Consider the following 25,321-nt stretch of genomic DNA (forward strand, 5'->3'; position numbering starts at 1 on the left):
GGTGACGAGATCGGCGGGCTTGACGTAGGACACGGAACCTCCACGGGTCGGGTGGACTGGCGTGAGTCCAGCGTCGCCCGGCCGCGTTTCGGGAAAGCGCCGCCGGCGTTACGCCCGTGAAGCGATCCGCTCACATCCGCCGCGGTGCGGTGTGAGGGGAAGGGGCCCGTCGTCCGGTGTCAGTCGTCCAGCGTCTGCGTCGGCAGCGGCGTCGGCCCGTCGCTGGGCGCGTTCGGCAGGATCGGCACCGTCGTGGGCTCCGTCGTCGGCGCGACGCTCGGCGCGGGCGTGCCGCTCGGCGACGGGTCCGGCGCGGGGGTGGTGACCTGCGCGTGGATCACCTGGCTGACCAGGGCGCCGATCACGATCGCGCCCCCGGCGGCGACGGCGATCACGGTGTCGCGGTGGCGACGGCGCAGTCGGCTGTCGTGCCAGTCCTTGCGTGCCGCGTACAGCCGGGCGCGCTCGGCCTCTTCCCGTGCCCGCTGCGCACTCCGGGAACCGCGTACCGCCATCGTCGACCCTCCTGCATCCGGTGCATCCGACGTCTGCGAGCCTACCGCCGCCTCCGCGCGGATCCCGTGTCCGCGGCCCGCACTAGCCTGGGATGCATGTCCTCCGCGCCCCTGATGTCCGGTCAGACGCCGCTGGCCGTGCGGATGCGGCCGGTCTCCCTGGACGAGGTCGCCGGCCAGCGCCACCTGCTCCGCTCGGGCTCGCCGATCGTCGCCCTGGCCGACCCGGCCGCCACGGCTCCCGGCGCGGTCTCGATCATCCTGTGGGGCCCGCCGGGCACCGGCAAGACGACGCTCGCTCAGGCGATCGCGCGCTCCTCGGGGCGCCGGTTCGTCGAGCTCTCCGCCATCACCGCCGGCGTCAAGGACGTGCGCGAGGTGATGCAGGAGGCGATCACCCAGCGCGATCTGTACGGCCAGTCCACCATCCTCTTCCTGGACGAGATCCACCGGTTCACCAAGGCTCAGCAGGATGCGCTGCTGCCCGGCGTGGAGAACGGCTGGGTCATCCTCATCGCGGCCACCACGGAGAACCCGTCGTTCTCGGTGATCTCGCCGCTGCTGTCCCGGTCGCTGCTGCTGACCCTGCAGCCGCTCACGGACGACGACATCGGCGTGCTCATCGATCGCGCGGTCACCGACCCGCGCGGGCTCGGCGGAGCCGTGACGGTGTCCGCCGAGGCGCGCGCGGCGCTCATCCGGCTCGCCTCCGGCGACGCCCGCCGTGCCCTCACCGGGCTGGAGGCGGCGGCAGCGGTCGCGCAGTCCGCCGAGGGGCACGACGGCGGCGCGCAGGAGACCGACGAGGACGATGAGGACGACGGCGTCCCCGTGGTCACCGCCGACCACGTCGCGCAGGCGGTCGACCGGGCGCTGCTGCGGTACGACCGGCAGGGCGACGAGCACTACGACGTGATCAGCGCGTTCATCAAGTCGATCCGCGGCTCGGACCCGGATGCCGCCCTGCACTACCTGGCCCGCATGGTCGAGGCGGGGGAGGACCCGCGGTTCATCGCGCGCCGCCTGGTGATCTCCGCCGCCGAGGACATCGGTCTGGCCGATCCGCACGCGCTCGTGATCGCGAACGCCGCGGCCGACGCCGTCGCGTTCATCGGGATGCCCGAGGGCCGCATCCCGCTGGCGGAGGCGACGGTCTACCTCGCCACCACGGCGAAGTCGAACGCGGCGTATCTGGGCATCGACGCGGCGATCGCCGACGTCCGGGCGGGCGGGTTCGGCCGGGTCCCTGTGCACCTTCGGGACGCGCACTATCCCGGGGCGAAGCGCCTCGGGCACGGCCGCGGCTACCGCTACCCGCACGACAGCGATGTGGGCGTGCTGCCGCAGCAGTACCTCCCCGACGAACTGGACGGCCGGCGCTACTACAACCCGAAGCCGCTGGGCGCCGAGCGCGACGTCGCCGCCCGGCTGGAGCGCATCCGCCGCATCCTCGGCGATCGCTGAGATCCGGTCTGTTAGACTTGATCGGCTCGAAACCGTGTTTTCGGGCATCCCCTCGCTCACCCCACACCGTTCCGGCGCCCCGGCGTGCGCCGGAAGGCAGAGCGGGGGAGATACGCCCGTGAGACGCGAGAGACGCGTCCACGTCATGGAAGGAATGCTTCGTGGTCACGAAGTCCCAGGACCGCCGCAAGGTCCGTCTCAGCCGCGCCCTCGGCGTGGCCCTCACCCCGAAGGCCGCCCGCTACCTGGAGAAGCGTCCCTACGCTCCGGGCGAGCACGGCCGCACCAAGCGCAAGGCCGACAGCGACTACGCCGTCCGTCTGCGTGAGAAGCAGCGTCTGCGTGAGCAGTACGGCATCCGCGAGAAGCAGCTGCGCATCGCGTTCAACGAGGCCCGCCGCAAGGACGGCCTGACCGGTGAGAACCTGGTCGAGCTGCTCGAGATGCGTCTGGACGCCCTCGTGCTCCGTGCCGGCTTCGCCCGCACCACCGCGCAGGCCCGTCAGCTGGTCGTGCACCGTCACATCCTCGTCGACGGCCAGATCGTGGACCGCCCCTCGTTCCGCGTGAAGCCGGGTCAGCTGATCCACGTCAAGGCCAAGAGCGAGAGCCTCGAGCCGTTCCAGGTCGCCGCCGCCGGCGGCCACGCCGAGGTGCTGCCCCCGGTCCCGGGCTACCTCGAGGTCGAGCTGGACAAGCTGCAGGCACGCCTGGTCCGCCGCCCGAAGCGCGTCGAGGTCCCCGTGGTCTGCGACGTGCAGCTGGTCGTCGAGTACTACGCGGCTCGCTGACGCGTCCAGCGTCCAACGCTCACGAGAGGCGCCGGTACCCCCGGCGCCTCTCTCCGTTTCCGCATACGATGGAGGAACCGCGCCATCGCGCGGAGACGAGGATGACGACATGAAGAACGTGCTGTGGTTCCTGATCGGCGTGATCGGCGGCTTCGTCGCCGCCCACTTCATGAACAAGGACCCCCGCGGCCAGGAGCTCTTCGCCGAGATCGACGCGCGCATCGCGGAGTTCACCGGCATCCTCGGCGAGGCGTACCGCGCGCAGGAGGCCCGCCTCACGGATGCGCCGGCGGCCCCGGCATCCGCCTCCGCCGTGACGCCCGCGGCGACGGCATCCGACGACTGATCACCCCGAGACACCCCGCGTCCGTGCCCGCGGACGCGACTTCACCACGCAAGGACACCCACGAGCCCCATGAGAACCGCGGAGATCGCGCAGCGCTACCTCGCCTACTTCGAGAAGAACGACCACCTCATCGTGCCTTCCGCCTCGCTGGTGAGCGATGACCCGTCGCTGCTGTTCACGGTCGCCGGCATGGTGCCCTTCATCCCGTACCTCACCGGCGTCGTCCCGGCCCCGCACCCGCGGATCGCGGACCTGCAGAAGTGCATCCGCACGAACGACATCGAAGAGGTCGGCAAGACCGCCCGGCACGGCACCTTCTTCCAGATGCTGGGCAACTGGTCCTTCGGCGACTACTTCAAAGAGGGCGCGATCCGCTACGCGTGGGAGCTGCTGACCACCTCCGAGACGGACGGCGGGCTCGGCTTCGACGAGAAGGACCTCTGGGTCACGGTCTACGAGACCGACGACGAGGCGGAGGCCATCTGGCGCGACATCATCGGCGTGCGCCCCGACCGCATCCAGCGGCTCGGTCGCGCCGACAACTACTGGAACACCGGTCAGCCCGGCCCCGGCGGCCCCGACTCCGAGATCTTCTTCGACCGCGGCCCCGCGTACGGCCGCGACGGCGGCCCGGCGGTGGACGACTCCCGGTTCCTGGAGATCTGGAACCTCGTGTTCATGCAGGACTTCATCGAGAACGTGCGCAGCAAGACCGAGTTCGACATCGTGGGGGAGCTGCCCCAGAAGAACATCGACACCGGCATGGGCCTGGAGCGCGTGGCCTTCCTGAAGCAGGGCGTCGAGAACATGTACGAGACCGACCAGGTCCGCCCCGTGCTCGACCGGGCCGTGGAGCTGTCCGGCCGCCGCTACGGCGCCGTGCACGAGGACGACGTCCGCTTCCGCGTGATCGCCGACCACGTCCGCTCCTCGCTGATGCTGCTCTCCGACGGCGTGCGTCCGTCGAACGAGGGCCGCGGCTACATCCTGCGCCGCCTGATGCGCCGCACCGTGCGCGCCATGCGCCTGCTCGGCGTGGACGAGCCGACCTTCCCCGAGCTGTTCGCCGCGTCGAAGGACGCCATGAAGTCCGCCTACCCGGTGCTGGAGAAGGACTGGTCCACGCTCTCGGCCGCCGCATTCGCGGAGGAGGAGACCTTCCGGCGCACGCTGGCGCAGGGCTCGACGATCCTCGACCTCGCCCTGGACGAGACGAAGAAGAGCGGGGCGAAGACCCTCAGCGGCTCGGAGGCGTTCCTGCTGCACGACACCTACGGCTTCCCGATCGATCTCACCCTGGAGGTCGCCGAGGAGGCCGGCCTGAGCGTCGACCGCGCCGCGTTCGACAGCCTGATGCAGGAGCAGCGCGCCCGCGCCAAGGCGGATGCCCGCAGCCGCAAGCGCCAGCTCGCCGACGTGTCCGTCTACCGCGAGCTGCGCGCCCTGGGCGAGACCACCTTCGCCGGGTACACCGACCTGGAGACCGAGTCGAGCGTGCTCGGCATCATCGTGGACGGCCGCCCCGCGCCGACCGCGTCGGAGGGCGATGTCGCCGAGGTGATCCTCGCCGAGACCACGCTGTACGCCGAGTCGGGCGGCCAGGTCGCCGACAAGGGCGCCATCGTCGGCGCCGGGTTCGAGCTCGACGTGCTGGACGTGCAGCGCCCGGTGCCCGGCCTGATCAGCCACACCGTGCACGTCAGCTCCGGCACGGTCGCGGTCGACGACCGCGCCACCACCGTGGTGGACGCCGCGAACCGCCGCGCGGCGCGCCAGGCGCACTCGGCCACGCACCTCGTGCACGCGGCGCTGCGCGACACCCTGGGTCCGACCGCGACTCAGGCCGGGTCGCTCAACCGTGCCGGGTACATGCGCTTCGACTTCACCTGGTCGCAGCCGCTGTCGGCGGAGACCCGCTCCGAGATCGAGGACATCACGAACAAGGCCGTCCAGGACGCCCTCGAGGTGACCACTCGCATCGTCACCCTGGACGAGGCGAAGGCCGCGGGCGCCATGGCGCTGTTCGGGGAGAAGTACGGCGACGTGGTGCGCATGGTCGACATCGGCGGCCCGTGGTCGCGCGAGCTGTGCGCCGGCACGCACGTGTCCACGAGCGCCGAGATCGGCGTGGTGAGCCTGGTCGGGGAGTCGTCGGTGGGCGCGTCGAACCGCCGCATCGAGGCGCTGGTCGGCCAGGACGCGTTCCGCGAGCTCGCCGCCGAGCGCAGCATCGTGTCGCAGCTGACCGCCGCGCTGAAGACGCCGCGCGACCAGCTGCCCGCCCGCATCGAGGAGCTCGCCGCGAACCTGAAGGCGGCGGAGAAGCGGATCGCCCAGTTCGAGGCCAAGGAGCGCGAGGGCCGCGTGCCCGCGCTGGCCGAGGCCGCCGAGACCGTCGGCGGCTTCCGCGTCGCGCGGGCCGCGCTCGGTGAGGTCGGCTCGGCCGACGATGTGCGCACGCTCGCGCTGAGCGTGCGGGAGCGCCTCGGCGCGGATGCCGCGGTCGTGGCGTTCGGCGGCACGGCGAACGGCCGGCCGATCGTCGTGGTCGCGACGAACGAAGCCGCGCGCGGCAAGGGTGCGAAGGCCGGCGCGCTGGTGCGCGTCGCCGCCGGTGTGCTCGGCGGCGGCGGCGGCGGCCGCGACGACGTCGCGCAGGGCGGCGGCACGGATGCCGGTGCGCTGGACGCGGCACTCGAGGCCATCGCCGCGGAGCTGCGCGCCGCGTGAGCGGGTTCCGGCGCGGCATCCGTCTCGGCGTCGACGTCGGGAAGGCCCGTGTTGGCGTGTCCCGCTGCGACCCGGACGGCATGCTCGCCGTTCCGGTCGAGACCGTGCCGCGCTCGGAACGGTCGATCGCGCGCCTCGCGGAGCTCGCCGCGGAGTGGGAGCCGATCGAGATCGTGGTCGGCCTGCCGGTGAACCTGCGCGGCGAGGAGACGCCGTCGACGGCGGATGCCCGCGGCTTCGCCGGGGAGCTCGCGGCGGCCGTGTCCGCGCCGGTGCGCCTGGTGGACGAGCGGCTCAGCACGGTGAGCGCGCATTCGGCGCTCAGATCCTCCGGGAGAACTCAGCGGAACTCTCGTAGCATTGTCGATCAGGTCGCCGCGGTGGTGCTGCTGCAGCACGCGGTCGACACCGAGAAGAGCACCGGCCGCCCGCCCGGTGAGACGATCCGCTTCGACGAGGAGCCGCGCACCGATGCCTGAACCCGACAGGTCCGCAGACAAGGCCGCCGGCGGCGACCTCTTCGATCGGCTGCCCACCGCCTCGCCGTCGCTGCCGAAGCCGGAGCGCCCGTCCGCGCCTGCGCCCGGCTCGCGGCGCGCCGCCCGCGAGGCGCGACGAGCCGCCGCTGCCACGCAGCGCGCGTCCGCCGACGCGCATCGCACGACGCCGGCACCCGCCGAGACGCATCGCAGCGCGCCCGCTTCCGGGCAGGCGGATGCCTCCAGCGCCCGGCCGCGCCGGTCGACGCACATCCCGATGGGCGCCCGACAGGCGGGGGAGACACCCCTGGACGACGAGCACCGCGGCGACGAGCACCGCGGCGACGAGCACCGCGACCCTGTCCCCGAGCACCGCGGCGATGAGCACGGCGATCACGCTGACCGCGACGACGCCGCGCACGCCGGACTCGAGGCGCTGTTCGCCCCGGAGCAGCACCGCGAGGTGCCGCGCAAGAGCCGCAGGCGCGGCTGGATCGTGGCGCTCATCGTGGTCCTCGTCCTCGGCGGCGGCATCGCCGCGGGCGGCGCCTGGGTGTGGAGCAGCTTCGGCGATCGGATCAGCGACGCGCTCGGCTGGGGCGAGCCGAAGGACTACGAGCCCGGCCAGGCTCACGGCGAGGCGCTGATCACGATCGAGGAGGGCGACACCGGGCGCTCGGTGTCCTCGGCGCTGCACGAGGCCGGCGTCACCAAGACCGACGCGGTCTTCTACGACTGGCTGATCGCCGAGAACGTGTCGATCACCTTCCACCCCGGGGTCTACAAGCTGCAGAAGCGGATGACCGCCGCGGCCGCCGCGGAGGCCCTGCAGGATCCGGCCACCCGCATGGAGAACAGCGTGCGGATCCCCGAGGGCGGCACCGTCCAGTCCTCGCTGCCCCTGATCGCCGAGGGCGTCGGCATCCCGCTCGCCGATCTCGAGGCCGCCGTGGCGGACCCGAGCGTGTACGGCGTCACCGCACAGAGCCTCGAGGGCTGGCTGTTCCCGGCCGTGTACACCTTCGATCCGAGCGTCACCGCGCAGGACGTGATCGCCCGGATGGTCGAGCGCACCCGCGAGTCGCTGGCCGCCGCGGGCGTGCCCGACGCCGAGGCGCACCGCGTGCTCACGATCGCCTCGATCATCGAGCGCGAGGCGCGCACGGCCGACTTCGCGAAGGTGTCCCGCGTGATCCGGAACCGCCTGGATCAGGGCATGAAGCTGCAGATGGACTCCACGGCCCAGTACGGCTACGGGGAGCTGCACGCCGGATCGGCGAGCACGTCCGAGGAGGCGCAGTTCGACGCGAATCCGTGGAACACCTACGTCATCGACGGCCTCCCGGCCGGCCCGATCGCGAACCCGGGCGATGCCGCGATCGATGCGGCGATGCATCCGGCCGATGGCCCGTGGCTGTACTTCGTCACCGTCAACATGGACACCGGCGAGACGCGGTTCTCCGAGAGCTACGAACAGCACCAGCAGGGCATCCGCGAGATGCAGGAATGGTGCAGCGCGCATCCCGACTCCGGCTGCTGACATGACGGGTGCCGACATGACGGATGCGGCGGCGACCGCTCGCACGCGGCTCGAGGTCTGGGGCGACCCGATCGCGCACAGCCGTTCCCCGCAGCTGCACACCGCCGCGTACCGCGTTCTCGGGCTGGACTGGTCGTACGGCCGCCGCCGCGTGTCCGAGGCCGCGTTCGCGGCGGAGCTCGCGAGGCTGGACGACACCTGGCGGGGCCTGTCGCTGACCATGCCGCTCAAGGAGGTCGCCCATCGGGCCGCGCAGGAGCGGGATCGTCACGCCGAGCTCACCGGAGCGGTGAACACCCTGCTCCTGGGCGACATGCTGCGCGGCTTCAACACCGACGTCGGCGGGATCGTCGACGCGTTCACGCAGGCCGGCGTCGACGGCATCCGCAGCGTCCGCATCCTCGGCGCCGGGGCCACCGCGGCATCCGCGCTCGTCGCCGCCTCCCTCCTCGGCGCCGAGCGCGCCGAGATCCGCGCACGCCGGCCCGAGGCGGCTGCCGGCCTGGCCGCCATCGGCGACCGCACCGGCACGGCGGTCGCGGTGCGGCCGTTCGACGCGCCCGCGGCCCCTGTCGACGCCACGATCGCCACGCTGCCCAGCGGCACCGTGCTCGACCCCGTCGTCGCCGAGCCGCTCATCGAGAGCGGGGGCGTGCTGTTCGAGGCGGCTTACGCGCCGTGGCCGTCCGCGCTGGCGGCCGGCTGGCCGCACCCGACGGTGATCTCCGGCTTCGAGATGCTGCTGCACCAGGCGGTGCGGCAGATCCGGATCTTCCGGCACGGCGCACAGGACGAGCCGCTGCCGCAGGAGGACGTCATCGTGGCGGTGATGCGCTCCGCGGCCATGGGAGACTAGAGCAATGCTCCGCGTGCTCACGGCCGGCGAATCGCACGGTCCCGAACTCATCGCCGTCATGGAGGGTCTTCCCTCCGGTGTCCCCGTCACCGCCGAGGCCATCCAGGCCGACCTGCAGCGGCGCAAGCTCGGCTACGGGCGCGGCTCGCGGATGAAGTTCGAGCAGGACGAGCTGACCATCTCCGGGGGCGTGCGGCACGGCAGGACCCTGGGCAGCCCGATCGCGCTGCGCATCGGCAATACCGAGTGGCCGAAGTGGGTCGAGGTGATGAACCCGGCGCCGGTCGAGCTGACCGACAAGTCCCGTGGCCGCGGCGCCCCGCTCACCCGTCCCCGCCCCGGGCACGCCGACCTCGTCGGCATGCAGAAGTACGACTTCGACGAGGCCCGCCCGATCCTGGAGCGCGCCAGCGCACGGGAGACCGCCGCCCGCGTCGCGCTCGGCGCCGTGGCCCGCGCCTTCCTCGGCGAGCTCGGCATCCGCCTGGTCAGCCACACGCTGTCCATCGGCCCCGTGCACGTGCCGGACGGCGCGCCGCTGCCCACGCCCGACGATGTCGCAGCGCTCGATGCCGACCCGCTGCGCTGCTTCCACGCCGAGACGTCCGAGCGGATGGTCGCCGAGGTCGACGCAGCCCGCAAGGACGGCGACACCCTGGGCGGCATCGTCGAGGTGCTCGCCTACGGGCTGCCGCCGGGGCTCGGCTCGCACGTGCACTGGGACCGGCGGCTGGACGGCCGGCTGGCGCAGGCGCTGATGAGCATCCAGGCCATCAAGGGCGTCGAGGTCGGCGACGGCTTCGAGACGACCCGCCGCCGCGGTTCGGCCGCGCACGACGAGCTGTTCGCGGCCGAGGACGGCATCACGCGCGCCTCCGACCGGGCCGGCGGCACCGAGGGCGGCATGTCCACCGGGACGGTGCTCCGCGTCCGCGCGGGCATGAAGCCGATCGCGACCGTCCCGCATGCCCTGCGCACCATCGACGTGTCCTCCGGCGAACCCGCCACGGCCCACCACCAGCGCTCCGACGTGTGCGCGGTGCCGGCGGCGGGCGTCGTCGCCGAGGCCATGGTCGCGATCGAGCTGGCCCGCGCGGTGCTGGAGAAGTTCGGCGGCGACAGCGTCGGCGAGACCCGCCGCAACCTCGAGGGCTACCTCGCGGCGATCCCGGAGGCGCTGCGCACCGCGCCGGCATCCGAGGCGGCGCTGCTCGCGCATGATGAGCTCGGCTGAGCGCCCGCTCACCCTCGTCCTCGTCGGGCCGATGGCCGCGGGGAAGACGAGCATCGGACGCCGAGTCGCCCGCCTGCTGGAGGTGCCGTTCATCGACACCGACAAGTGGATCGCGGCGGCGCACGGCCCGATCCCGGCGTTGTTCCAGGAACACGGCGAGGCGCATTTCCGCGAGCTTGAGCGCGCGGCCGTGGCCGGGGCGCTCGACGAGGGCGGCGTGGTCTCGCTCGGGGGAGGAGCGGTGACGGATGCCGGCACGCGGGCGCTGCTGGCGCGGCATCCGGTCGTCTTCCTCACCGTCACCGCGGAGGCGGTGGCCGACCGGATCCGGGGCGGAGGCCGGCCACTGCTGCAGGCCGAGGACCCGGTGCAGCGCTGGCAGGAGATCTTCACCGCCCGGCGTGGCTGGTATCAGGAGGTCGCCGACCTGACGGTGGACACGTCGCGGCGGCCGATACGGCGCATCGCCGAGGAGATCGCCGAGTGGAGGAGAGGACAGGCATGAGCATGACGACCATCAGCGTGACCGGACAGGACGCCTACGACATCACCGTGGGGCGGGGCATCCTCGACCGGGTGTCGCAGGCGCTGGCGCCGTCGGTGCGGAAGGTGCTCGTGGTGCATCCGCCGACGCTCGCCGACCGCGCCGCGCAGCTGCGCGAGCGGCTGCTCGCCGACACCGCGGAAGGACCCCGCGAGGTGCTGCTCGCGGAGATCCCGGATGCCGAGCAGGGCAAGCGGGTGGAGGTGGCCGCGTTCTGCTGGCAGGTGATGGGGCAGGCGGACTTCACCCGCACGGACGCCGTCGTCGGCTACGGCGGGGGAGCGGTCACCGACCTGGCCGGTTTCGTCGCCGCGACCTGGCTGCGCGGGGTGCAGGTGGTGCAGGTGCCCACCACGGTGCTCGGCCTCGTGGACGCCGCTGTCGGGGGCAAGACCGGCATCAACACCGCCGAGGGGAAGAACCTCGTCGGCGCGTTCTGGGCGCCGCGCGCCGTCATCGGCGATCTCGACGAGCTCGCCAGCCTCAGCCCGAACGAGGCCACCGCCGGGTTCGCCGAGGTCGTCAAGGCCGGGTTCATCTGGGCGCCGGAGATCCTCGACATCGTCGAGGCGGATCCGGCCCGCGCCGTGGACACCACCACCGACGAGTTCCGCCGCGCCGTGGAGCTCGCGATCGACATGAAGGCGAAGGTCGTCTCCAGCGACTTCCGCGAGGCCGGGCAGCGCGAGATCCTGAACTACGGGCACACGCTCGGGCACGCGATCGAGCACGCCGAGCGCTACCGGTGGCGCCACGGCGCCGCGATCTCGGTCGGGATGCTGTACGCGGCGGAGCTGTCCCGCCTCGCCGGGCGACTGTCGGACGCGGCGGCCGAGCGCCACCGCACCGTGCTGGAGTCGCTGGGCCTGCCCACCTCCTACCGGGCGGGTGCCTGGCCGCAGCTGCTCGCGACGATGCAGCGCGACAAGAAGGCCCGTGGCGGGATGCTGCGCTTCATCGTGCTGGACGACATCGCCAGGCCGACGGTGCTGCAGGCCCCGGACGAGTCGCTGCTGTTCGCGGCGTACCAGGAGGTCGCGGCATGAGACGACGCCTGCTGCTCGTGAACGGCCCGAACCTGAACCTGCTCGGCACCCGGGAGCCGGAGGTGTATGGCACCGCCACCCTCGCCGACGTGGAGCGCCTCACCGCGGATGCGGCGGCCGAGCTCGGCTACGAGGTGCGCGCCGTCCAGAGCAACCACGAGGGCGCGCTCATCGACGCGATCCACGCCGCGCGCGAGGACTGTGCCGGCATCGTGATCAACCCGGGCGGGCTGACGCACACCTCGGTCTCGCTGCGCGACGCCCTCACCGGTGTCGGCCTGCCGTTCGCCGAGGTGCACATCTCGGACGTGTACGCGCGCGAGGAGTTCCGGCACTTCTCCTACCTGGACGACGTCGCCGCGGTGCGCGTCGTCGGTCACGGCGTGGACGGTTATGCCGAAGCGGTGCGGGAGCTCGTCGCACGCCTGTAGCGATCAGAACGGCGGCGGTGCGTCTGCCGGAGCGGCCGGAGCGGCCGGAGCGGCCGGATCCGTCCACGGGATCGGGCCGGTTCGCGCTTCCCTCGGCGCGGAGCTCTCCTTGCCCGTGGGCATGATCACCTGAACCGTCCGGTCGGGTCGGGATCGGAATCTGGCCTTGGTGCGGTGCCGGTGGGTGTGATCCCGGGGGCAGAGGGGGCGCAGATCGGCGACGTTCGTCCGGCCGCCGGTTGCCCAGGGTCGCTCGTGGTCGATGTCAGCCTCCGCGGCGAGCCGCTCGCATCCGTCGCGGGCGCACGTGCCGTGCTGCAGGATCAGGAAGTCGCGCTGCGCCTTGGTCGGCCGGTACGTGCGGCGGTCCATGACCGGATCGATGGTGTCGCCTCCGACGAACCGCGCGCTCTCCATCGGAACCGGTTCGCCTGCCAGCAGCTGCATCGGGATCGTGACGTACACGCAGGTCTTCACGGCGGTGAGGGTGCCCTCGCCCTTCAGCCAGGAGGCGAAAAGGTCGGCACGGATCTGGTCGCGGGTGCGACCGTCCCGCTCGGACTTCTGCATGTGCTTGGCGGTCGCGGTGAGCCGGCGGTGCGCGGCCCGGGCGTCCGCGGCGGCACGGTCCACGGCCTCGAAGGCCGCGGCCTCGGCATCCGTCTCCTCCGGCGACGCATCGACGGCGGCCCGCCAGGATCGCGGAACGCTCCGCGAGAGCGGCGGCATCCGTCTCCCCGTGGGGGACGACACCTCGGGATGCTCGCGAGCCATCTCGATCGCCTCGACGATCCGCTGCGCGCGACGGGAAGCCTGACGGTTCGCCTCGTTGCCGGTGCAGGCGAGATCGTCGAGCAGGAACGCGACGACCTCGCCCGGTGTGCGCGGGGTCGCGTCGTACTCGGTCCGCCGCGATCCCGTAGAATCGACTGTCGGCCCTCCGCGCTGGCCGCGTCGACCGGCCCCATCTCTTCTCACACACGAACGGACTCTTCCGCATGGCATCGACCGCAGACATCAAGAACGGCGTCGTCCTCAACATCGACGGACAGCTCTGGAGCGTCGTGGAGTTCCAGCACGTCAAGCCGGGCAAGGGCGGCGCGTTCGTGCGCACCAAGCTGAAGAACGTCGTCACCGGCAAGGTCGTCGACAAGACGTACAACGCCGGCGCCAAGGTCGACATCGAGAACGTCGACCGCCGCGACTTCACCTACTTGTACACCGACGGCGACGGCTTCGTCTTCATGGACACCACCGACTACGACCAGATCACGGTCGGCGCCGCCACCGTCGGCGACGCGAAGAACTTCCTGCTCGAGAACCAGCAGGTCACCATCGCGCTGAACAACGGCAACCCGCTGTACATCGACCTCCCGGCGTCCGTCGTGCTCGAGGTCACCTACACCGAGCCGGGCCTGCAGGGCGACCGCTCCTCGGCCGGCACGAAGCCCGCGACCCTCGAGACCGGGTACGAGATCCAGGTCCCGCTGTTCGTGGAGACCGGCACCAAGGTCAAGGTCGACACCCGGACCGGCGAGTACCTCGGCCGCGAGAAGTAAGGCGTGAGCGCCCGCACCAAGGCGCGCAAGCGCGCCCTCGACATCCTCTTCTCCGCCGATGTGCGCGGGGACGAGATCGCCGTGAGCCTGGCCGCCGCGGCGAAGCGGGCCGCCAACGAACCGGCGCGCGAGGCCTCATGGCTGTATGCCCGCGACATCGTCGACGGCATCCTCGACCACCGCGAGGAGATCGACGAGCAGATCACGACGCACAGCCGGGACTGGAAGCTGGAGCGGATGCCCGCCGTCGACCGCGCTCTGCTGCGCATCGGCACCTGGGAGATCCTCTTCAACGACGAGGTGCCGACGGCCGTCGCGATCGACGAGGCGGTCGAACTCGCCAAGGAGCTCTCCACCGAGGACTCCGGTGCGTTCGTGCACGGCGTTCTGGCGCGGATCGCCCGCGCCAGCTGACTCGCCCGGCCGGGCGGTGTCGGAGACCCCGGGCAGGATGAACGCATGAGTCCTCCGGCCACCAAGCCGCCGCCCGGCGCGATGCCGGGGATGCACAGGGCCCCGCGGGTAGAATCGACCGGTCGACTCAGGAGGAGAAGCATGCGGATCACGGGACTCGGCCACGCCGGGATGTTCATCGAGACGGCCGGCGGGAACATCATCTGCGACCCCGTGATCGGCCCCTCGTTCTACGGCTCGTGGTTCCCGTTCCCCGACAACCGCGGCCTGGACTGGGAGCGGCTCGGACGCGAGGCCGACTTCCTGTACATCTCCCACCGGCACCGCGACCACTTCGACCCGCGGCTGCTGCAGCGCTACATCCGCACCGACATCGAGGTGCTGCTGCCGGAGTACCCGACCGATGACCTGGAGCAGGACATCCGGGCGCTCGGCTACCACAACATCACCTACGCGCCCGCCGGCGAGATCATCCAGCGCGGCGAGCTGAAGCTGATGATCACCCCGCTCCGCGCCCCCAGCGACGGGCCGATCGGCGATTCCTCCCTCAGCGTGGACGACGGCACGGCGTCGATCCTGAACCAGAACGACTCGCACCCGCTGGACCTGGAGAAGCTGCTCACGTTCGGCAAGCCTGAGGCGTACTTCACCCAGGTCTCCGGCGCGATCTGGTGGCCGATGGTCTACGACCTGCCGCAGGACGCCAAGCAGAACTTCGCCCGTCTCAAGCGGGAGGCGCAGAACAAGCGCGCGATGTACTACATCGAGAAGGTCGACGCGCCGCACGTGTTCCCGATGGCGGGCCCGCCGATGTTCCTGCGCGACGACCTGTTCCGGTACAACGGCTGGGGCGCGGACGACGACTCGATCTTCACCGACCAGAAGCAGTTCCTCGCCCATCTGAAGGAGCAGGCGCCGCAGTACGACGGGCACCTGTTCCTGCCCGGCACGGTCGTGGAGATGAACCACGGCGAGATGTCGGTGACCCAGTCGCTGTTCACCGATGCGGAGATCGCCCGCATCTTCGACGACAAGTGGGGCTACCTCGAGGAGCAGCGCGCCACCCGCCAGCAGGAGCTGCGCGACGAGGAGGCCTCGCGCGCCCCGGTCCTGCCGCCGGAGGAGATGCTCGCCGAGCTGAAGGCGTGGTGGGAGCCGCTGCTGAAGAAGTCGCGCACGATCCGGCTCGGCGTCGGCGGCCCGGTGCGGATGACGATCGGCGAGCTCGACCTCGTCGTCGACTTCCCCAAGGCCAAGGTGCGCGAGTACGCCGGCGAGGACGTCGAGTTCTGGTACACGATCCCCGCCGACCTCGTCTCGACGAACATCCGCGACCACGAGATCGACTGGTCGAACTCGATCTTCCTGTCGATGCAGTTCAGCGCCGGCCGCAAGGGCAAGTTCAACGAGTTCATCTACACGTTCTTCAAGTGCCTCTCCGTCGACCGGATCGAGTACGTCGAGAACTGGTACCAGGAGCAGACCGACCAGACCGAGGACGCCGAGATCGGCGACTGGATCGTGCAGCGCCGCTGTCCGCACCTGCGCGCCGATCTCACCCGCACGGGGAGGATCGACGAGGACGGCGTGCTCACCTGCAGCATGCACGACTGGAAGTGGGACCTGAAGACCGGCCGCTGCCTGAGCACCCAGGGCCACCCGATCCGCGCGAAGAAGGTCGACGAGGTCACGGAGGAAGCGCTCCGCCCCGCGCTCTGAGACCGACGGGGTGTGACGGTCGCTGCGGCCTGACCCGGTAGACTGGGCGGGCAAGCAACCTTTAACACCGTCCGGAGAGGCGGAGAAGGGAGCGTCGAATGAGTGCACGCACCGTGCTGCACGAAGCCGACATCTCGCGGGCGCTGACCCGCATCGCCCACGAGATCCTGGAATCGAACCGGGGGGCCGACGGTCTCGTCCTCCTCGGCATCCCGACCCGCGGGACCACTCTCGCCGAGCGCCTCGGCCCGCTGATCAGCGGCATCGCCCAGGTGGACATCCCGGTGGGCTCGCTCGACGTCACGCTGTTCCGCGACGACCTCGCCAAGCATCCGACCCGCTCGCCCAAGCGCACCGAGATCCCCGCCGGCGGCATCGACGGGAAGACCGTGGTGCTCGTCGACGACGTGCTGTTCTCCGGGCGCAGCATCCGCGCCGCGCTGGACGCGCTGCAGTCCATCGGCCGGCCCGCGGTGGTGCGGCTCGCGATCCTCGTCGACCGCGGGCACCGGGATCTGCCCATCCGCCCGGACTTCGTCGGCAAGAACATCCCCTCGGCCCGCTCGGAGCGCGTCAACGTTCACCTGCGCGAGATCGACGGCGCGGACGAGGTGACGATCGAAGCATGAGGCACCTGCTCGACACCCGCACCCTCGACCGCGACACCGCCCTGCGCATCCTCGACATCGCCGAGGACATGGCCGACACCCAGTCGCGCCAGGTGAAGAAGCTGCCCACGCTGCTGGGCAAGACCGTGGTCAACCTCTTCTTCGAGGACTCCACGCGCACCCGCATCTCCTTCGAGGCCGCCGCCAAGCGCCTCTCCGCCGACGTCATCAACTTCGCCGCCAAGGGCTCCAGCGTCTCCAAGGGCGAGAGCCTGAAGGACACCGCGCAGACCCTCGAGGCGATCGGTGCGGATGCCGTCGTCATCCGCCACTCCGCCTCCGGCGCCCCGCAGACCCTGGCAACCAGCGGCTGGATCTCCGCCGGGGTCGTGAACGCCGGCGACGGCACCCACGAGCACCCCACCCAGGCGCTGCTGGACGCGTTCACCATCCGCAAGCGCTTCTACGGCGACGACAGCCGCGGCCGCGACCTGGACGGGCTGCGCGTGGTCATCGTCGGCGACGTGCTGCACTCGCGGGTCGCCCGCTCCAACGTGTGGCTGCTGACCACGCTCGGCGCCCACGTCACCCTAGTCTCGCCGCCCACGCTGCTGCCGCAGAACGTGTCGCTGTGGCCGGTCGACGTCGAGTTCGACCTGGACCGGGCCCTGGGCGCGGGTCCGGATGCGGTGATGATGCTGCGCATCCAGGCGGAGCGCATGAACGCCGCCTATTTCCCCACTGAGCGGGAGTATTCCCGGCTCTGGGGGCTCGACGCCGTGCGCGTGGCGGGCCTGCCGGAGACTAGCATTGTGATGCACCCCGGACCCATGAACCGCGGTCTGGAGATCTCCAGCGAGGCCGCCGATTCCGCCCGCGCCACCGTGCTCGAGCAGGTGGCGAACGGGGTGTCCGTGAGAATGGCCGTGCTCTACCTGCTGCTGGCGGGGGAGCGGAACGAGGAACGAGGGGGAGAGCAGTGACCGAGTCCCTCGTGATCACCGGCGCTCAGCTGACCGGAGGCGACACCGCCGACCTGATCGTGGAGAACGGCCGGATCGCCGAGATCGGCACCGGCCTCAGCCGCGCCGGCGCGCGCGTGGTGGATGCCGCGGGACTGATCGCCCTGCCCGGGCTGGTCGACCTGCACACGCACCTGCGCGAGCCCGGGTACGAGGCGTCCGAGACGGTGCTCACCGGCACCCGGGCGGCCGCCGCCGGCGGGTTCACCGCCGTGTTCGCCATGCCGAACACCTCGCCCGTCGCGGACACCGCCGGCGTCGTCGAGCAGGAGCTCGCCCTCGGCGAGGCATCCGGCTACGCCACGGTGCAGCCCATCGGCGCGGTCACCGTCGGGCAGAAGGGGGAGCGGCTGGCCGAGCTCGGCGCCATGGCCTCCTCCCGCGCCCGCGTGCGCGTGTTCAGCGACGACGGCTTCTGCGTGTGGGACCCGCTGATCATGCGCCGCGCGCTGGAGTACGTGAAATCGTTCGGCGGCGTGATCGCGCAGCACGCGCAGGACCCGCGTCTCACCGAGGGCGCGCAGATGAACGAGGGCGCCGTCTCCGCCGAGCTCGGTCTCGCCGGCTGGCCGGCCGTCGCGGAGGAGTCGATCATCGCCCGCGACGTGCTGCTCGCCGAGCACGTCGGGTCGCGCCTGCACGTGTGCCACCTCTCCACCGCCGGGTCGGTCGACATCATCCGCTGGGCCAAGAAGCGGGGCATCCAGGTCACCGCAGAGGTCACCCCGCACCACCTTCTGCTGACCGACGAGCTCGTCCGCGGCTACGACGCCCGCTACAAGGTGAACCCGCCGCTGCGGCGCGAGGAGGACGTGCGCGCGGTCCGCGAGGGCCTGGCCGACGGCACGATCGACATCGTCGCCACCGACCACGCCCCGCATCCGTCCGAGAACAAGGCGTGCGAATGGCAGGCCGCGGCGAACGGCATGGTCGGGCTGGAGAGCGCACTGCGCGTGGTGCACCAGTCCATGGTCGCCACCGGGATGCTGGACTGGGCGGACGTCGCCCGGGTGATGAGCGCAGCCCCCGCCCGGATCGGCAGCCTGGACGGCCACGGCCGTCCGCTCGCCGTCGGCGAGCCCGCGCACATCACGCTGTACGACCCCGCTGCCGGCGGCGTGTTCACGGAGGACGACCTGCGCGGCCGCAGTCGCAACTCGCCCTACCTGGGTCGCGAGCTCCCGGGGCGGGTGCAGTGGACCATCCACGGCGGCGTCGTGACCCTGGCCGACGGCCAGCTGGTCGAGGAGCTGCCCGGGACCCTGGGCGAGCGGAGCGGAGCGCAGTGAGCCGCGAGCTCGCCGTGCTGATCGTGGCGGCCCTCGCGCTGCTCGCGCTCGGCGCCATGTACCTCGCCTGGCGGAGGCGGCTCCGCCGCGACTCCGGCCTCGAGGCGCCGCTCGGCGTGCCGGAGCACGCCGAGGTGACCGGGCGCTCCGAGATCCTCTACGTCGCCACCACCCGTCACGACGAGCCGCTGGAGCGGCTCACCATCCGCCCGCTCGCGTACCGCGCTCGTGGTGAGCTCGTGCTCACCGACCGCGGCGCGGCGCTCAGCCTCGACGGGGCGCCGACGGTGTTCCTCGCCTCCGACCGCCTGGTCGAGGCGGACACCGCGACCGTGACCATCGACCGCGTCGTGGAGCCGGGCGGTCTGATCCGCCTGGTCTGGCGCGTCACCGACGGCATCCTCGTCGATTCCTACCTCCGCGTCGCCGACGGCGGCCCGGAACGAATTCTTCCCGACCTGCGGCACCTGTGCGCCGCTCCGGAGACAGGAGCAGCAGAATGACCCTCTCGACACGCTCAGGGTCCCTGATCGAGCCCGCCGTGCTCGTCCTCGAGGACGGCACCCGCTACCGCGGCCGCGCCTATGGCGCCCGCGGCACCACCCTCGGCGAGGTGGTCTTCGCGACCGGCATGTCCGGCTACCAGGAGACCCTGACCGACCCGTCCTACGCCGGCCAGATCGTGCTGCAGACCGCACCGCACATCGGCAACACCGGCATGAACGACGAGGACCCGGAGTCCCGACGCATCTGGGTCGCCGGGTACATCGTCCGCGACCCCTCCCGCGTCGTGTCGAACTGGCGGGCGAGCACCTCGCTGGACGATCTCCTGGTCCGCGACGGCATCGTCGGCATCGCCGGCATCGACACCCGGGCGATCACCCGGCACATCCGCTCGGCCGGTTCCATGCGCGGCGGCATCTTCTCCGGCCCGGAGGCCGCCCTCGACCCGGAGGAGCAGCTGCGCCGGGTCACCGCGGCGCCGGAGATGACCGGCCGGAACCTGTCCGCCGAGGTCTCCGTCAGCGCGGTGCAGGTGGTGCCGGCGGTCGGCGAGCGCATCGGCAACCTCGCCGTGCTCGACCTGGGCGTCAAGCAGGCCACCCTGGACAACCTCGCCGCGCGGGGCTTCGAGGTGCACGTGCTGCCGCAGAGCGCCACGATCGACGACATCCGCGCCCTCGACCCGGTCGCCGTGTTCTACTCCAACGGCCCCGGCGACCCCGCCGCCTCCGACGCGCACGTCACGCTGCTGCGCGAGGTGCTCGACGAGCGGCTGCCGTTCTTCGGCATCTGCTTCGGCAACCAGCTGCTCGGGCGCGCCCTGGGCCTGGGCACCTACAAGCTGCCGTTCGGACACCGCGGCATCAACCAGCCGGTGCTCGACAAGTCCACCGGCAAGGTGGAGATCACCGCGCACAACCACGGCTTCGCCGTCGACGCGCCCCTGGACGGCCCCTTCGACAGCCCGGCCGGCTACGGCCGCGTCGAGGTCAGCCACGTCGGCCTCAACGACCGCGTGGTCGAGGGCCTGCGCGCCCTGGACATCCCCGCATTCTCGGTCCAGTACCACCCCGAGGCGGCCGCCGGCCCGCACGACGCCAACTACCTCTTCGACCGGTTCCGCGATCTCGTCGTCGCGACCCTCAGCCAGAAGACCGAGAAGGACAGCAAGTAATGCCCAAGCGCGACGACATCAACTCCGTTCTCGTCATCGGCTCCGGCCCCATCGTCATCGGTCAGGCCTGCGAGTTCGACTACTCCGGCACCCAGGCGTGCCGCGTCCTCCGCGAGGAGGGCGTCCGGGTCATCCTGGTCAACTCCAACCCGGCCACGATCATGACCGATCCTGACTTCGCCGACGCCACCTACGTCGAGCCGATCACCCCCGAGGTGATCGAGACGATCATCGCCAAGGAGCGCCCGGACGCCATCCTGCCCACCCTGGGCGGCCAGACCGCCCTGAACGCCGCGATGGCGCTGCACGAGCGCGGCATCCTGGAGAAGTACGACGTCGAGCTCATCGGCGCCAAGGTGGACGCGATCCGCAAGGGCGAGGACCGGCAGATCTTCAAGCAGCTCGTGATCGAGGCGGGCGCCGATGTTGCGGCATCCCGCATATGCCACACCATGGACGAGGTCCTCGCCGGCGCCGCCGAGCTCGGCTACCCGCTGGTGGTGCGCCCCAGCTTCACGATGGGCGGCCTCGGCTCCGGCTTCGCGTTCGACGAGGACGACCTGCGCCGCATCGCCGGTGCCGGCCTGCACGACTCGCCGACCAGCGAGGTGCTCCTGGAGGAGTCCATCCTCGGCTGGAAGGAGTACGAGCTCGAGCTGATGCGCGACACCGCCGACAACACCGTCGTGGTCTGCTCGATCGAGAACGTCGACCCGGTCGGCGTGCACACCGGCGACTCGATCACGGTCGCCCCGGCGCTCACGCTCACCGACCGCGAGTACCAGAGGCTGCGCGACATCGGCATCGACATCATCCGCGCCGTCGGCGTGGACACCGGCGGCTGCAACATCCAGTTCGCGGTGAACCCCGAGAACGGGCGCATCATCGTCATCGAGATGAACCCGCGGGTGTCCCGCTCCAGCGCGCTGGCGTCCAAGGCCACCGGCTTCCCGATCGCGAAGCTGGCCGCCAAGCTCGCCCTCGGCTACCGGCTGGACGAGATCCCGAACGACATCACCGGGGTCACCCCGGCGAGCTTCGAGCCGACCCTCGACTACGTCGTGGTGAAGGTGCCGCGGTTCGCCTTCGAGAAGTTCCCGGCCGCCGACCCGACTCTCACCACCACCATGAAGTCGGTGGGCGAGGCGATGGCGATCGGCCGCAACTACACCACCGCCCTGCAGAAGGCGCTCCGCTCGCTGGAGAAGCGCGGCTCGAGCTTCCACTGGGGCGAGGAGGAGCGCTCCGTGGAGGAGCTGCTCGAGATCGCGAAGACCCCCACCGACGGGCGCATCGTCGTGGTGCAGCAGGCGCTGCGCAAGGGCGCCACCATCGAGCAGGCGTTCGCGGCGACCGCGATCGACCCGTGGTTCCTCGACCAGATCGTGCTCATCAACGAGGTCGCGGATGCCGTCGCCCAGGAGCCGGAGCTGACCGCCGAGGTCATCCGGTACGCGAAGGAGCACGGCTTCTCCGACGCGCAGCTGGCGCAGCTGCGCGGCCTGACCGAGGAGGAGGTCCGCGGGGTGCGTCACGGCCTCGGCGTCCGCCCGGTGTACAAGACGGTGGACACCTGCGCGGGCGAGTTCCCCGCGCTCACCCCGTACCACTACTCCAGCTACGACCACGAGACCGAGGTCGAGCCGTCCGAGCGCACCAAGGTCGTCATCATCGGCTCCGGCCCGAACCGCATCGGCCAGGGCGTGGAGTTCGACTACTCGTGCGTGCACGCGTCGTTCGCCCTCGCGGATGCCGGGTACGAGACCGTCATGGTCAACTGCAACCCGGAGACCGTGTCCACCGACTACGACACCTCCGACCGGCTGTACTTCGAGCCGCTCACCCTGGAGGACGTGCTGGAGGTGCTGCACGCCGAGGCGCAGAGCGGCACCATCCTCGGCGTCGTCTGCCAGCTCGGCGGGCAGACCCCGCTGGGCCTGGCCAAGGGCATCGAGGCGGCCGGGTACACCGTGCTCGGCACCAGCCCCGCCGCGATCGACCTCGCCGAGGAGCGGGAGCAGTTCTCCCGCCTGCTCGATACCGCAGGTCTGGTCGCGCCGCGCAACGGCACGGCGATCGACGTGGAGGGCGCGGTGCGCGTGGCCGAGGAGATCGGCTACCCGGTGCTGGTGCGCCCGAGCTTCGTGCTCGGCGGCCGCGGCATGGAGATCGTCTACAGCACCGAGGCGCTGCGGGACTACTTCCTGCGCATCGCCGACCAGGCCATCATCGGCCCCGGGCAGCCGCTGCTCGTGGACCGCTTCCTGGACGACGCGATCGAGATCGACGTGGACGCGCTGTACGACGGCCGGGAGCTGTTCATCGGCGGCGTGATGGAGCACCTCGAGGAGGCCGGCATCCACTCCGGCGACTCCAGCTGCACCCTCCCGCCGGTGTCGCTGGGCCGCTCCGACATCGACCGCGTCCGGGAGGCCACCCTCGCGATCGCGGAGGGCGTGGGCGTGCGCGGGCTGCTGAACGTGCAGTTCGCCATCAGCGCCGGCGTGCTGTACGTGATCGAGGCGAACCCGCGCGCCAGCCGCACGGTCCCGTTCGTGTCCAAGGCGCTCGGCATCCCGATGGCGAAGGCCGCCAGCCGCATCATGGCCGGCGCCACCATCGCGGACCTGCGCGCGGAGGGGATGCTGCCGGAGCAGGACGGCTCGCGTGTGCCGCTGGACGCGCCGGTCGCGGTGAAGGAGGCGGTGCTGCCGTTCAAGCGGTTCCGCACCAGGGACGGCAAGATCGTCGACTCCGTGCTCGGCCCGGAGATGCGCTCCACCGGCGAGGTGATGGGCATCGACCGCGACTTCCCGACCGCGTTCGCGAAGAGCCAGGCCGCCGCGTACGGCGGGACGCCGACCTCGGGCACCGTGTTCATCTCGGTGGCCGATGCCGACAAGCGCGCCGTGATCCTGCCGGCGCACCGCCTGCAGCAGCTCGGCTTCACCCTGGTCGCCACCGAGGGGACCGCGGAGATCCTGCGCCGCAACGGCATCGCGGTGACCGTGGTCGCCAAGTACAGCGAGACGCAGGAGTCCGGCGAGCAGAACATCGTCGACCTCATCAACGCCGGCGAGATCGACATCGTCGTGAACACCCCGGGCGGGGGAGCGGCGCGCGCGGACGGGTACGAGATCCGCGCCGCCGCCGTCGCCGCTGACAAGGCGCTGTTCACCACGATCGCGGTGCTCGGCGCGGCGGTGACGGGCATGGACGCCGCCGACCAGGGCTTCGACGTGAAGAGCCTGCAGGAGTACGACCTGGACCGGAAGGCGGCGGTGTGACCTTCGGAGAGCGTCTCGGCGCGGCGATGGCCGCGCACGGTCCGCTGTGCGTCGGCATCGACCCGCACGGCGCCCTGCTGGACGCGTGGGGACTGCCGCAGGACGCCGACGGCGTGCGCGCGTTCGGCCTGCGGGTCGTCGACGCGGCCGCCGGCCGGGTCGGCGCCGTGAAGCCGCAGGTGGCGTTCTACGAGCGGTTCGGCTCGCGCGGCTTCGCCGCCCTCGAGGACGTGCTCGCCACGGCCAGGGAGGCCGGGCTGCTCGTGATCGCGGATGCCAAGCGCGGCGACATCGGCTCGACCATGGCCGGGTACGCGGACGCGTGGCTGAGCCCCGGGTCCCCGCTGGAGTCAGATGCCGTGACCGTCAGCCCCTACCTCGGCCCGGAGTCGCTGCGGGAGACCATCGCGACGGCCGTCCGCGCCGGGAAAGGCCTGTTCGTCCTCGCCGCGACGAGCAACCCGGAGGCGGCGGCCCTGCAGACCGCCCGCACGGTCGACGTCGCCGCCGCCGAGGAGCAGACCGTCGCCCAGCGCGTGGCCCGCGACGTCACCTGGCCGAACGGCTCGCCCGCCTTCGACGGCGGCCTCGGCCCGATCGGGCTGGTGATCGGCGCCACCGTGGACCGCGACGAGCTCGGACTGCCCGACGCGCTGCTCGCTGGGACCCCCATCCTCGCTCCCGGGTTCGGGGCGCAGGGCGCCACCCCCGAGGACCTCACCGTCCGCTTCGGCCCGCTGGCCGGCAACGTGCTCGCGAACGAGAGCCGCAGCGTCCTCGGCGCGGGGCCGGACCGGCTGGCCGCGACGATCCAGGAGCGGGCCGCCCGCTACCGGGAGGTGCTCCGTGGCTGAACGCCGCATCGTCCCCGAGGTCGACCGGGCCGCGGCCGCCCAGCGCGCGCTGGAGCGCCGCCGCGCCCGCGCGTCGCTCAAGCGCGACCTGTCCACCCGCGTGGTGTCCCCGCAGGAGGTGCTCCGCCGTGCCGTGGAGGACGCCGACTCGGACGCCGGCACGATGCGGATCACCGACTTCCTGATCGCCCTTCCCGCGATCGGCGCGGGCAAGCGCGACCGCATCCTCGAAGAGCTGCGCATCTCTCCGGTGAAGCGGCTGGGCGGACTGGGCGTGCGGCAGATCGCCGACCTGTCGCACTGGCTGGACGAGCGCTTCCCGATCCCGGAGCCCCGCGCCGGCCGAAGCCGCCTGCTCGTGCTCGCCGGACCGACCGCGGTCGGCAAGGGCACCGTCGCCGCGCACATCCGCAAGACGCATCCCGAGATCCACCTGTCGGTCTCCGCCACCACCCGCGCCCCGCGGCCGGGGGAGATCGACGGCGTGCACTACTACTTCGTCGACGACGCCGAGTTCGACCGGCTGATCGCGGACGGCGAGCTGCTCGAGTACGCCGTGGTGCACAACAAGCACCGCTACGGCACGCCGCGCGGCCCCGTCGACGCCGCCCTCGCCGAGGGGAAGACGGTGCTGCTGGAGATCGACCTGCAGGGCGCCCGTCAGGTGCGCGCCGCCGAGCCGTCCGCGACGCTGATCTTCCTGCTGCCGCCGTCCTGGGACGAGCTGGTGCACCGGCTCGTCGGACGCGGCACCGAGGATGCCGAGGAGAGGGCGCGCCGGCTGCGCACCGCGAAGGCCGAACTGGCCGCGCAGTACGAGTTCGACTACCGCATCGTGAACGAGGACGTCGCCCGCGCCGCGCAGGAGGTCGTAGACTTGTCAGCGGCGTCACCGCGCTGACCCGGCCCCTGAGC

At 71.7% G+C, this 25,321-nt stretch carries 23 protein-coding genes and 1 pseudogene; 22 read left to right on the top strand and 2 right to left on the bottom strand.

Features of this window, described 5'->3' with window-relative positions:
• Window positions 1–179 precede the first annotated feature (179 nt).
• The gene (locus JSY13_RS06390) at window positions 180–515 is read right to left on the bottom strand and encodes a hypothetical protein (RefSeq protein ID WP_259605914.1); all 336 of its coding nucleotides are present in this window, start codon (window positions 513–515) and stop codon (window positions 180–182) included.
• A 96-nt stretch (window positions 516–611) separates the two neighbouring features.
• Here JSY13_RS06390 and JSY13_RS06395 point away from each other — a divergent pair, with 96 nt between their 5' ends.
• From JSY13_RS06395 to aroQ, 11 genes are all read left to right on the top strand, one after another.
• On the top strand, window positions 612–1,979 hold the full coding sequence (locus tag JSY13_RS06395) for a replication-associated recombination protein A (RefSeq protein ID WP_259605915.1): 1,368 nt from the start codon (window positions 612–614) through the stop codon (window positions 1,977–1,979).
• A 161-nt stretch (window positions 1,980–2,140) separates the two neighbouring features.
• Entirely contained in the window at window positions 2,141–2,770 is a 630-nt protein-coding gene (gene rpsD, locus JSY13_RS06400) for a 30S ribosomal protein S4 (protein ID WP_259605916.1), read from the top strand.
• 109 nt (window positions 2,771–2,879) lie between these two features.
• The gene (locus JSY13_RS06405) at window positions 2,880–3,116 is read left to right on the top strand and encodes a hypothetical protein (protein WP_259605917.1); all 237 of its coding nucleotides are present in this window, start codon (window positions 2,880–2,882) and stop codon (window positions 3,114–3,116) included.
• Window positions 3,117–3,185: 69 nt separating this feature from the next.
• The gene (gene alaS / locus JSY13_RS06410) at window positions 3,186–5,846 is read left to right on the top strand and encodes an alanine--tRNA ligase (RefSeq protein WP_259605918.1); all 2,661 of its coding nucleotides are present in this window, start codon (window positions 3,186–3,188) and stop codon (window positions 5,844–5,846) included.
• Entirely contained in the window at window positions 5,843–6,325 is a 483-nt protein-coding gene (ruvX, locus tag JSY13_RS06415) for a Holliday junction resolvase RuvX (RefSeq protein ID WP_259605919.1), read from the top strand. The genes alaS and ruvX overlap by 4 nt, the downstream gene beginning before the upstream one ends.
• The gene (mltG, locus tag JSY13_RS06420) at window positions 6,318–7,865 is read left to right on the top strand and encodes an endolytic transglycosylase MltG (RefSeq protein ID WP_259605920.1); all 1,548 of its coding nucleotides are present in this window, start codon (window positions 6,318–6,320) and stop codon (window positions 7,863–7,865) included. Before ruvX ends, mltG begins: the two co-directional genes overlap by 8 nt.
• A gap of 1 nt (window position 7,866) precedes the next feature.
• Window positions 7,867–8,721, top strand: a complete 855-nt coding sequence (locus tag JSY13_RS06425) for a shikimate dehydrogenase family protein (protein WP_259605921.1) — start codon at window positions 7,867–7,869, stop codon at window positions 8,719–8,721.
• A gap of 4 nt (window positions 8,722–8,725) precedes the next feature.
• Window positions 8,726–9,955 carry a chorismate synthase gene (gene aroC, locus JSY13_RS06430; RefSeq protein ID WP_259605922.1) on the top strand — a complete coding sequence of 410 codons (1,230 nt, stop codon included), beginning with the start codon at window positions 8,726–8,728 and terminating at the stop codon, window positions 9,953–9,955.
• Window positions 9,939–10,460: a shikimate kinase gene (locus JSY13_RS06435; protein ID WP_259605923.1), complete on the top strand. Its 522-nt coding sequence runs from the start codon at window positions 9,939–9,941 to the stop codon at window positions 10,458–10,460. The genes aroC and JSY13_RS06435 overlap by 17 nt, the downstream gene beginning before the upstream one ends.
• A complete protein-coding gene (gene aroB, locus JSY13_RS06440) occupies window positions 10,457–11,545 on the top strand; it encodes a 3-dehydroquinate synthase (RefSeq protein WP_259605924.1) in 1,089 nt (362 codons plus the stop codon). The genes JSY13_RS06435 and aroB overlap by 4 nt, the downstream gene beginning before the upstream one ends.
• Window positions 11,542–11,976 (top strand): type II 3-dehydroquinate dehydratase, encoded by a 435-nt coding sequence (gene aroQ, locus JSY13_RS06445; RefSeq protein ID WP_259605925.1) that lies wholly within the window; start codon window positions 11,542–11,544, stop codon window positions 11,974–11,976. Before aroB ends, aroQ begins: the two co-directional genes overlap by 4 nt.
• A gap of 3 nt (window positions 11,977–11,979) precedes the next feature.
• On the opposite strand, the gene JSY13_RS06450 is transcribed toward aroQ, so the two are convergent.
• Window positions 11,980–12,954, bottom strand: coding sequence for an HNH endonuclease signature motif containing protein (locus tag JSY13_RS06450; RefSeq protein ID WP_259605926.1), 975 nt, complete (start codon window positions 12,952–12,954; stop codon window positions 11,980–11,982).
• A 20-nt stretch (window positions 12,955–12,974) separates the two neighbouring features.
• Here JSY13_RS06450 and efp point away from each other — a divergent pair, with 20 nt between their 5' ends.
• The 11 genes and pseudogenes from efp (at window position 12,975) to gmk (ending at window position 25,307) form a co-directional block, all read left to right on the top strand.
• Window positions 12,975–13,535, top strand: coding sequence for an elongation factor P (gene efp, locus JSY13_RS06455; RefSeq protein WP_259605927.1), 561 nt, complete (start codon window positions 12,975–12,977; stop codon window positions 13,533–13,535).
• A 3-nt stretch (window positions 13,536–13,538) separates the two neighbouring features.
• On the top strand, window positions 13,539–13,949 hold the full coding sequence (nusB, locus tag JSY13_RS06460; RefSeq protein ID WP_259605928.1) for a transcription antitermination factor NusB: 411 nt from the start codon (window positions 13,539–13,541) through the stop codon (window positions 13,947–13,949).
• Between the two features lie 141 nt (window positions 13,950–14,090).
• A complete protein-coding gene (locus JSY13_RS06465) occupies window positions 14,091–15,668 on the top strand; it encodes a Rieske 2Fe-2S domain-containing protein (protein WP_259605929.1) in 1,578 nt (525 codons plus the stop codon).
• Window positions 15,669–15,763: 95 nt separating this feature from the next.
• Window positions 15,764–16,297: pseudogene (pyrR, locus tag JSY13_RS06470) on the top strand (bifunctional pyr operon transcriptional regulator/uracil phosphoribosyltransferase PyrR); the annotation flags it as partial.
• Complete coding sequence (locus JSY13_RS06475; protein ID WP_259605930.1) at window positions 16,294–17,259, top strand: aspartate carbamoyltransferase catalytic subunit; 966 nt, start codon at window positions 16,294–16,296, stop codon at window positions 17,257–17,259. The pseudogene pyrR and the gene JSY13_RS06475, both read left to right, overlap by 4 nt.
• A complete protein-coding gene (locus tag JSY13_RS06480) occupies window positions 17,256–18,587 on the top strand; it encodes a dihydroorotase (RefSeq protein ID WP_259605931.1) in 1,332 nt (443 codons plus the stop codon). The genes JSY13_RS06475 and JSY13_RS06480 overlap by 4 nt, the downstream gene beginning before the upstream one ends.
• Window positions 18,584–19,090 (top strand): PH-like domain-containing protein, encoded by a 507-nt coding sequence (locus JSY13_RS06485; protein WP_259605932.1) that lies wholly within the window; start codon window positions 18,584–18,586, stop codon window positions 19,088–19,090. Before JSY13_RS06480 ends, JSY13_RS06485 begins: the two co-directional genes overlap by 4 nt.
• A complete protein-coding gene (gene carA, locus JSY13_RS06490; protein WP_259605933.1) occupies window positions 19,087–20,265 on the top strand; it encodes a glutamine-hydrolyzing carbamoyl-phosphate synthase small subunit in 1,179 nt (392 codons plus the stop codon). The genes JSY13_RS06485 and carA overlap by 4 nt, the downstream gene beginning before the upstream one ends.
• On the top strand, window positions 20,265–23,552 hold the full coding sequence (gene carB / locus JSY13_RS06495; RefSeq protein ID WP_259605934.1) for a carbamoyl-phosphate synthase large subunit: 3,288 nt from the start codon (window positions 20,265–20,267) through the stop codon (window positions 23,550–23,552). The genes carA and carB overlap by 1 nt, the downstream gene beginning before the upstream one ends.
• Entirely contained in the window at window positions 23,549–24,406 is an 858-nt protein-coding gene (pyrF, locus tag JSY13_RS06500; protein ID WP_284439531.1) for an orotidine-5'-phosphate decarboxylase, read from the top strand. Before carB ends, pyrF begins: the two co-directional genes overlap by 4 nt.
• Window positions 24,399–25,307, top strand: coding sequence for a guanylate kinase (gene gmk, locus JSY13_RS06505; protein ID WP_259605935.1), 909 nt, complete (start codon window positions 24,399–24,401; stop codon window positions 25,305–25,307). The genes pyrF and gmk overlap by 8 nt, the downstream gene beginning before the upstream one ends.
• The last annotated feature ends 14 nt before the right edge of the window (window positions 25,308–25,321 follow it).

It is taken from the genome of Microbacterium neungamense (genome assembly GCF_024971095.1).
GTDB lineage: Bacteria > Actinomycetota > Actinomycetes > Actinomycetales > Microbacteriaceae > Microbacterium > Microbacterium neungamense.

Excerpts from the sequence above, each read along its gene's own strand:
- alaS (WP_259605918.1), top strand. The coding sequence starts at position 3,186 with ATGAGAACCGCGGAGATCGCGCAGCGCTACCTCGCCTACTTCGAGAAG.
- JSY13_RS06435 (WP_259605923.1), top strand. The coding sequence starts at position 9,939 with ATGATGAGCTCGGCTGAGCGCCCGCTCACCCTCGTCCTCGTCGGGCCG.
- carA (WP_259605933.1), top strand. The coding sequence starts at position 19,087 with ATGACCCTCTCGACACGCTCAGGGTCCCTGATCGAGCCCGCCGTGCTC.
- JSY13_RS06405 (WP_259605917.1), top strand. The coding sequence starts at position 2,880 with ATGAAGAACGTGCTGTGGTTCCTGATCGGCGTGATCGGCGGCTTCGTC.
- carB (WP_259605934.1), top strand. The coding sequence starts at position 20,265 with ATGCCCAAGCGCGACGACATCAACTCCGTTCTCGTCATCGGCTCCGGC.
- JSY13_RS06475 (WP_259605930.1), top strand. The coding sequence starts at position 16,294 with ATGAGGCACCTGCTCGACACCCGCACCCTCGACCGCGACACCGCCCTG.
- JSY13_RS06425 (WP_259605921.1), top strand. The coding sequence starts at position 7,867 with ATGACGGGTGCCGACATGACGGATGCGGCGGCGACCGCTCGCACGCGG.
- mltG (WP_259605920.1), top strand. The coding sequence starts at position 6,318 with ATGCCTGAACCCGACAGGTCCGCAGACAAGGCCGCCGGCGGCGACCTC.
- JSY13_RS06390 (WP_259605914.1), bottom strand. The coding sequence starts at position 515 with ATGGCGGTACGCGGTTCCCGGAGTGCGCAGCGGGCACGGGAAGAGGCC.
- JSY13_RS06465 (WP_259605929.1), top strand. The coding sequence starts at position 14,091 with ATGCGGATCACGGGACTCGGCCACGCCGGGATGTTCATCGAGACGGCC.
- efp (WP_259605927.1), top strand. The coding sequence starts at position 12,975 with ATGGCATCGACCGCAGACATCAAGAACGGCGTCGTCCTCAACATCGAC.
- aroQ (WP_259605925.1), top strand. The coding sequence starts at position 11,542 with ATGAGACGACGCCTGCTGCTCGTGAACGGCCCGAACCTGAACCTGCTC.
- aroB (WP_259605924.1), top strand. The coding sequence starts at position 10,457 with ATGAGCATGACGACCATCAGCGTGACCGGACAGGACGCCTACGACATC.
- JSY13_RS06395 (WP_259605915.1), top strand. The coding sequence starts at position 612 with ATGTCCTCCGCGCCCCTGATGTCCGGTCAGACGCCGCTGGCCGTGCGG.
- aroC (WP_259605922.1), top strand. The coding sequence starts at position 8,726 with ATGCTCCGCGTGCTCACGGCCGGCGAATCGCACGGTCCCGAACTCATC.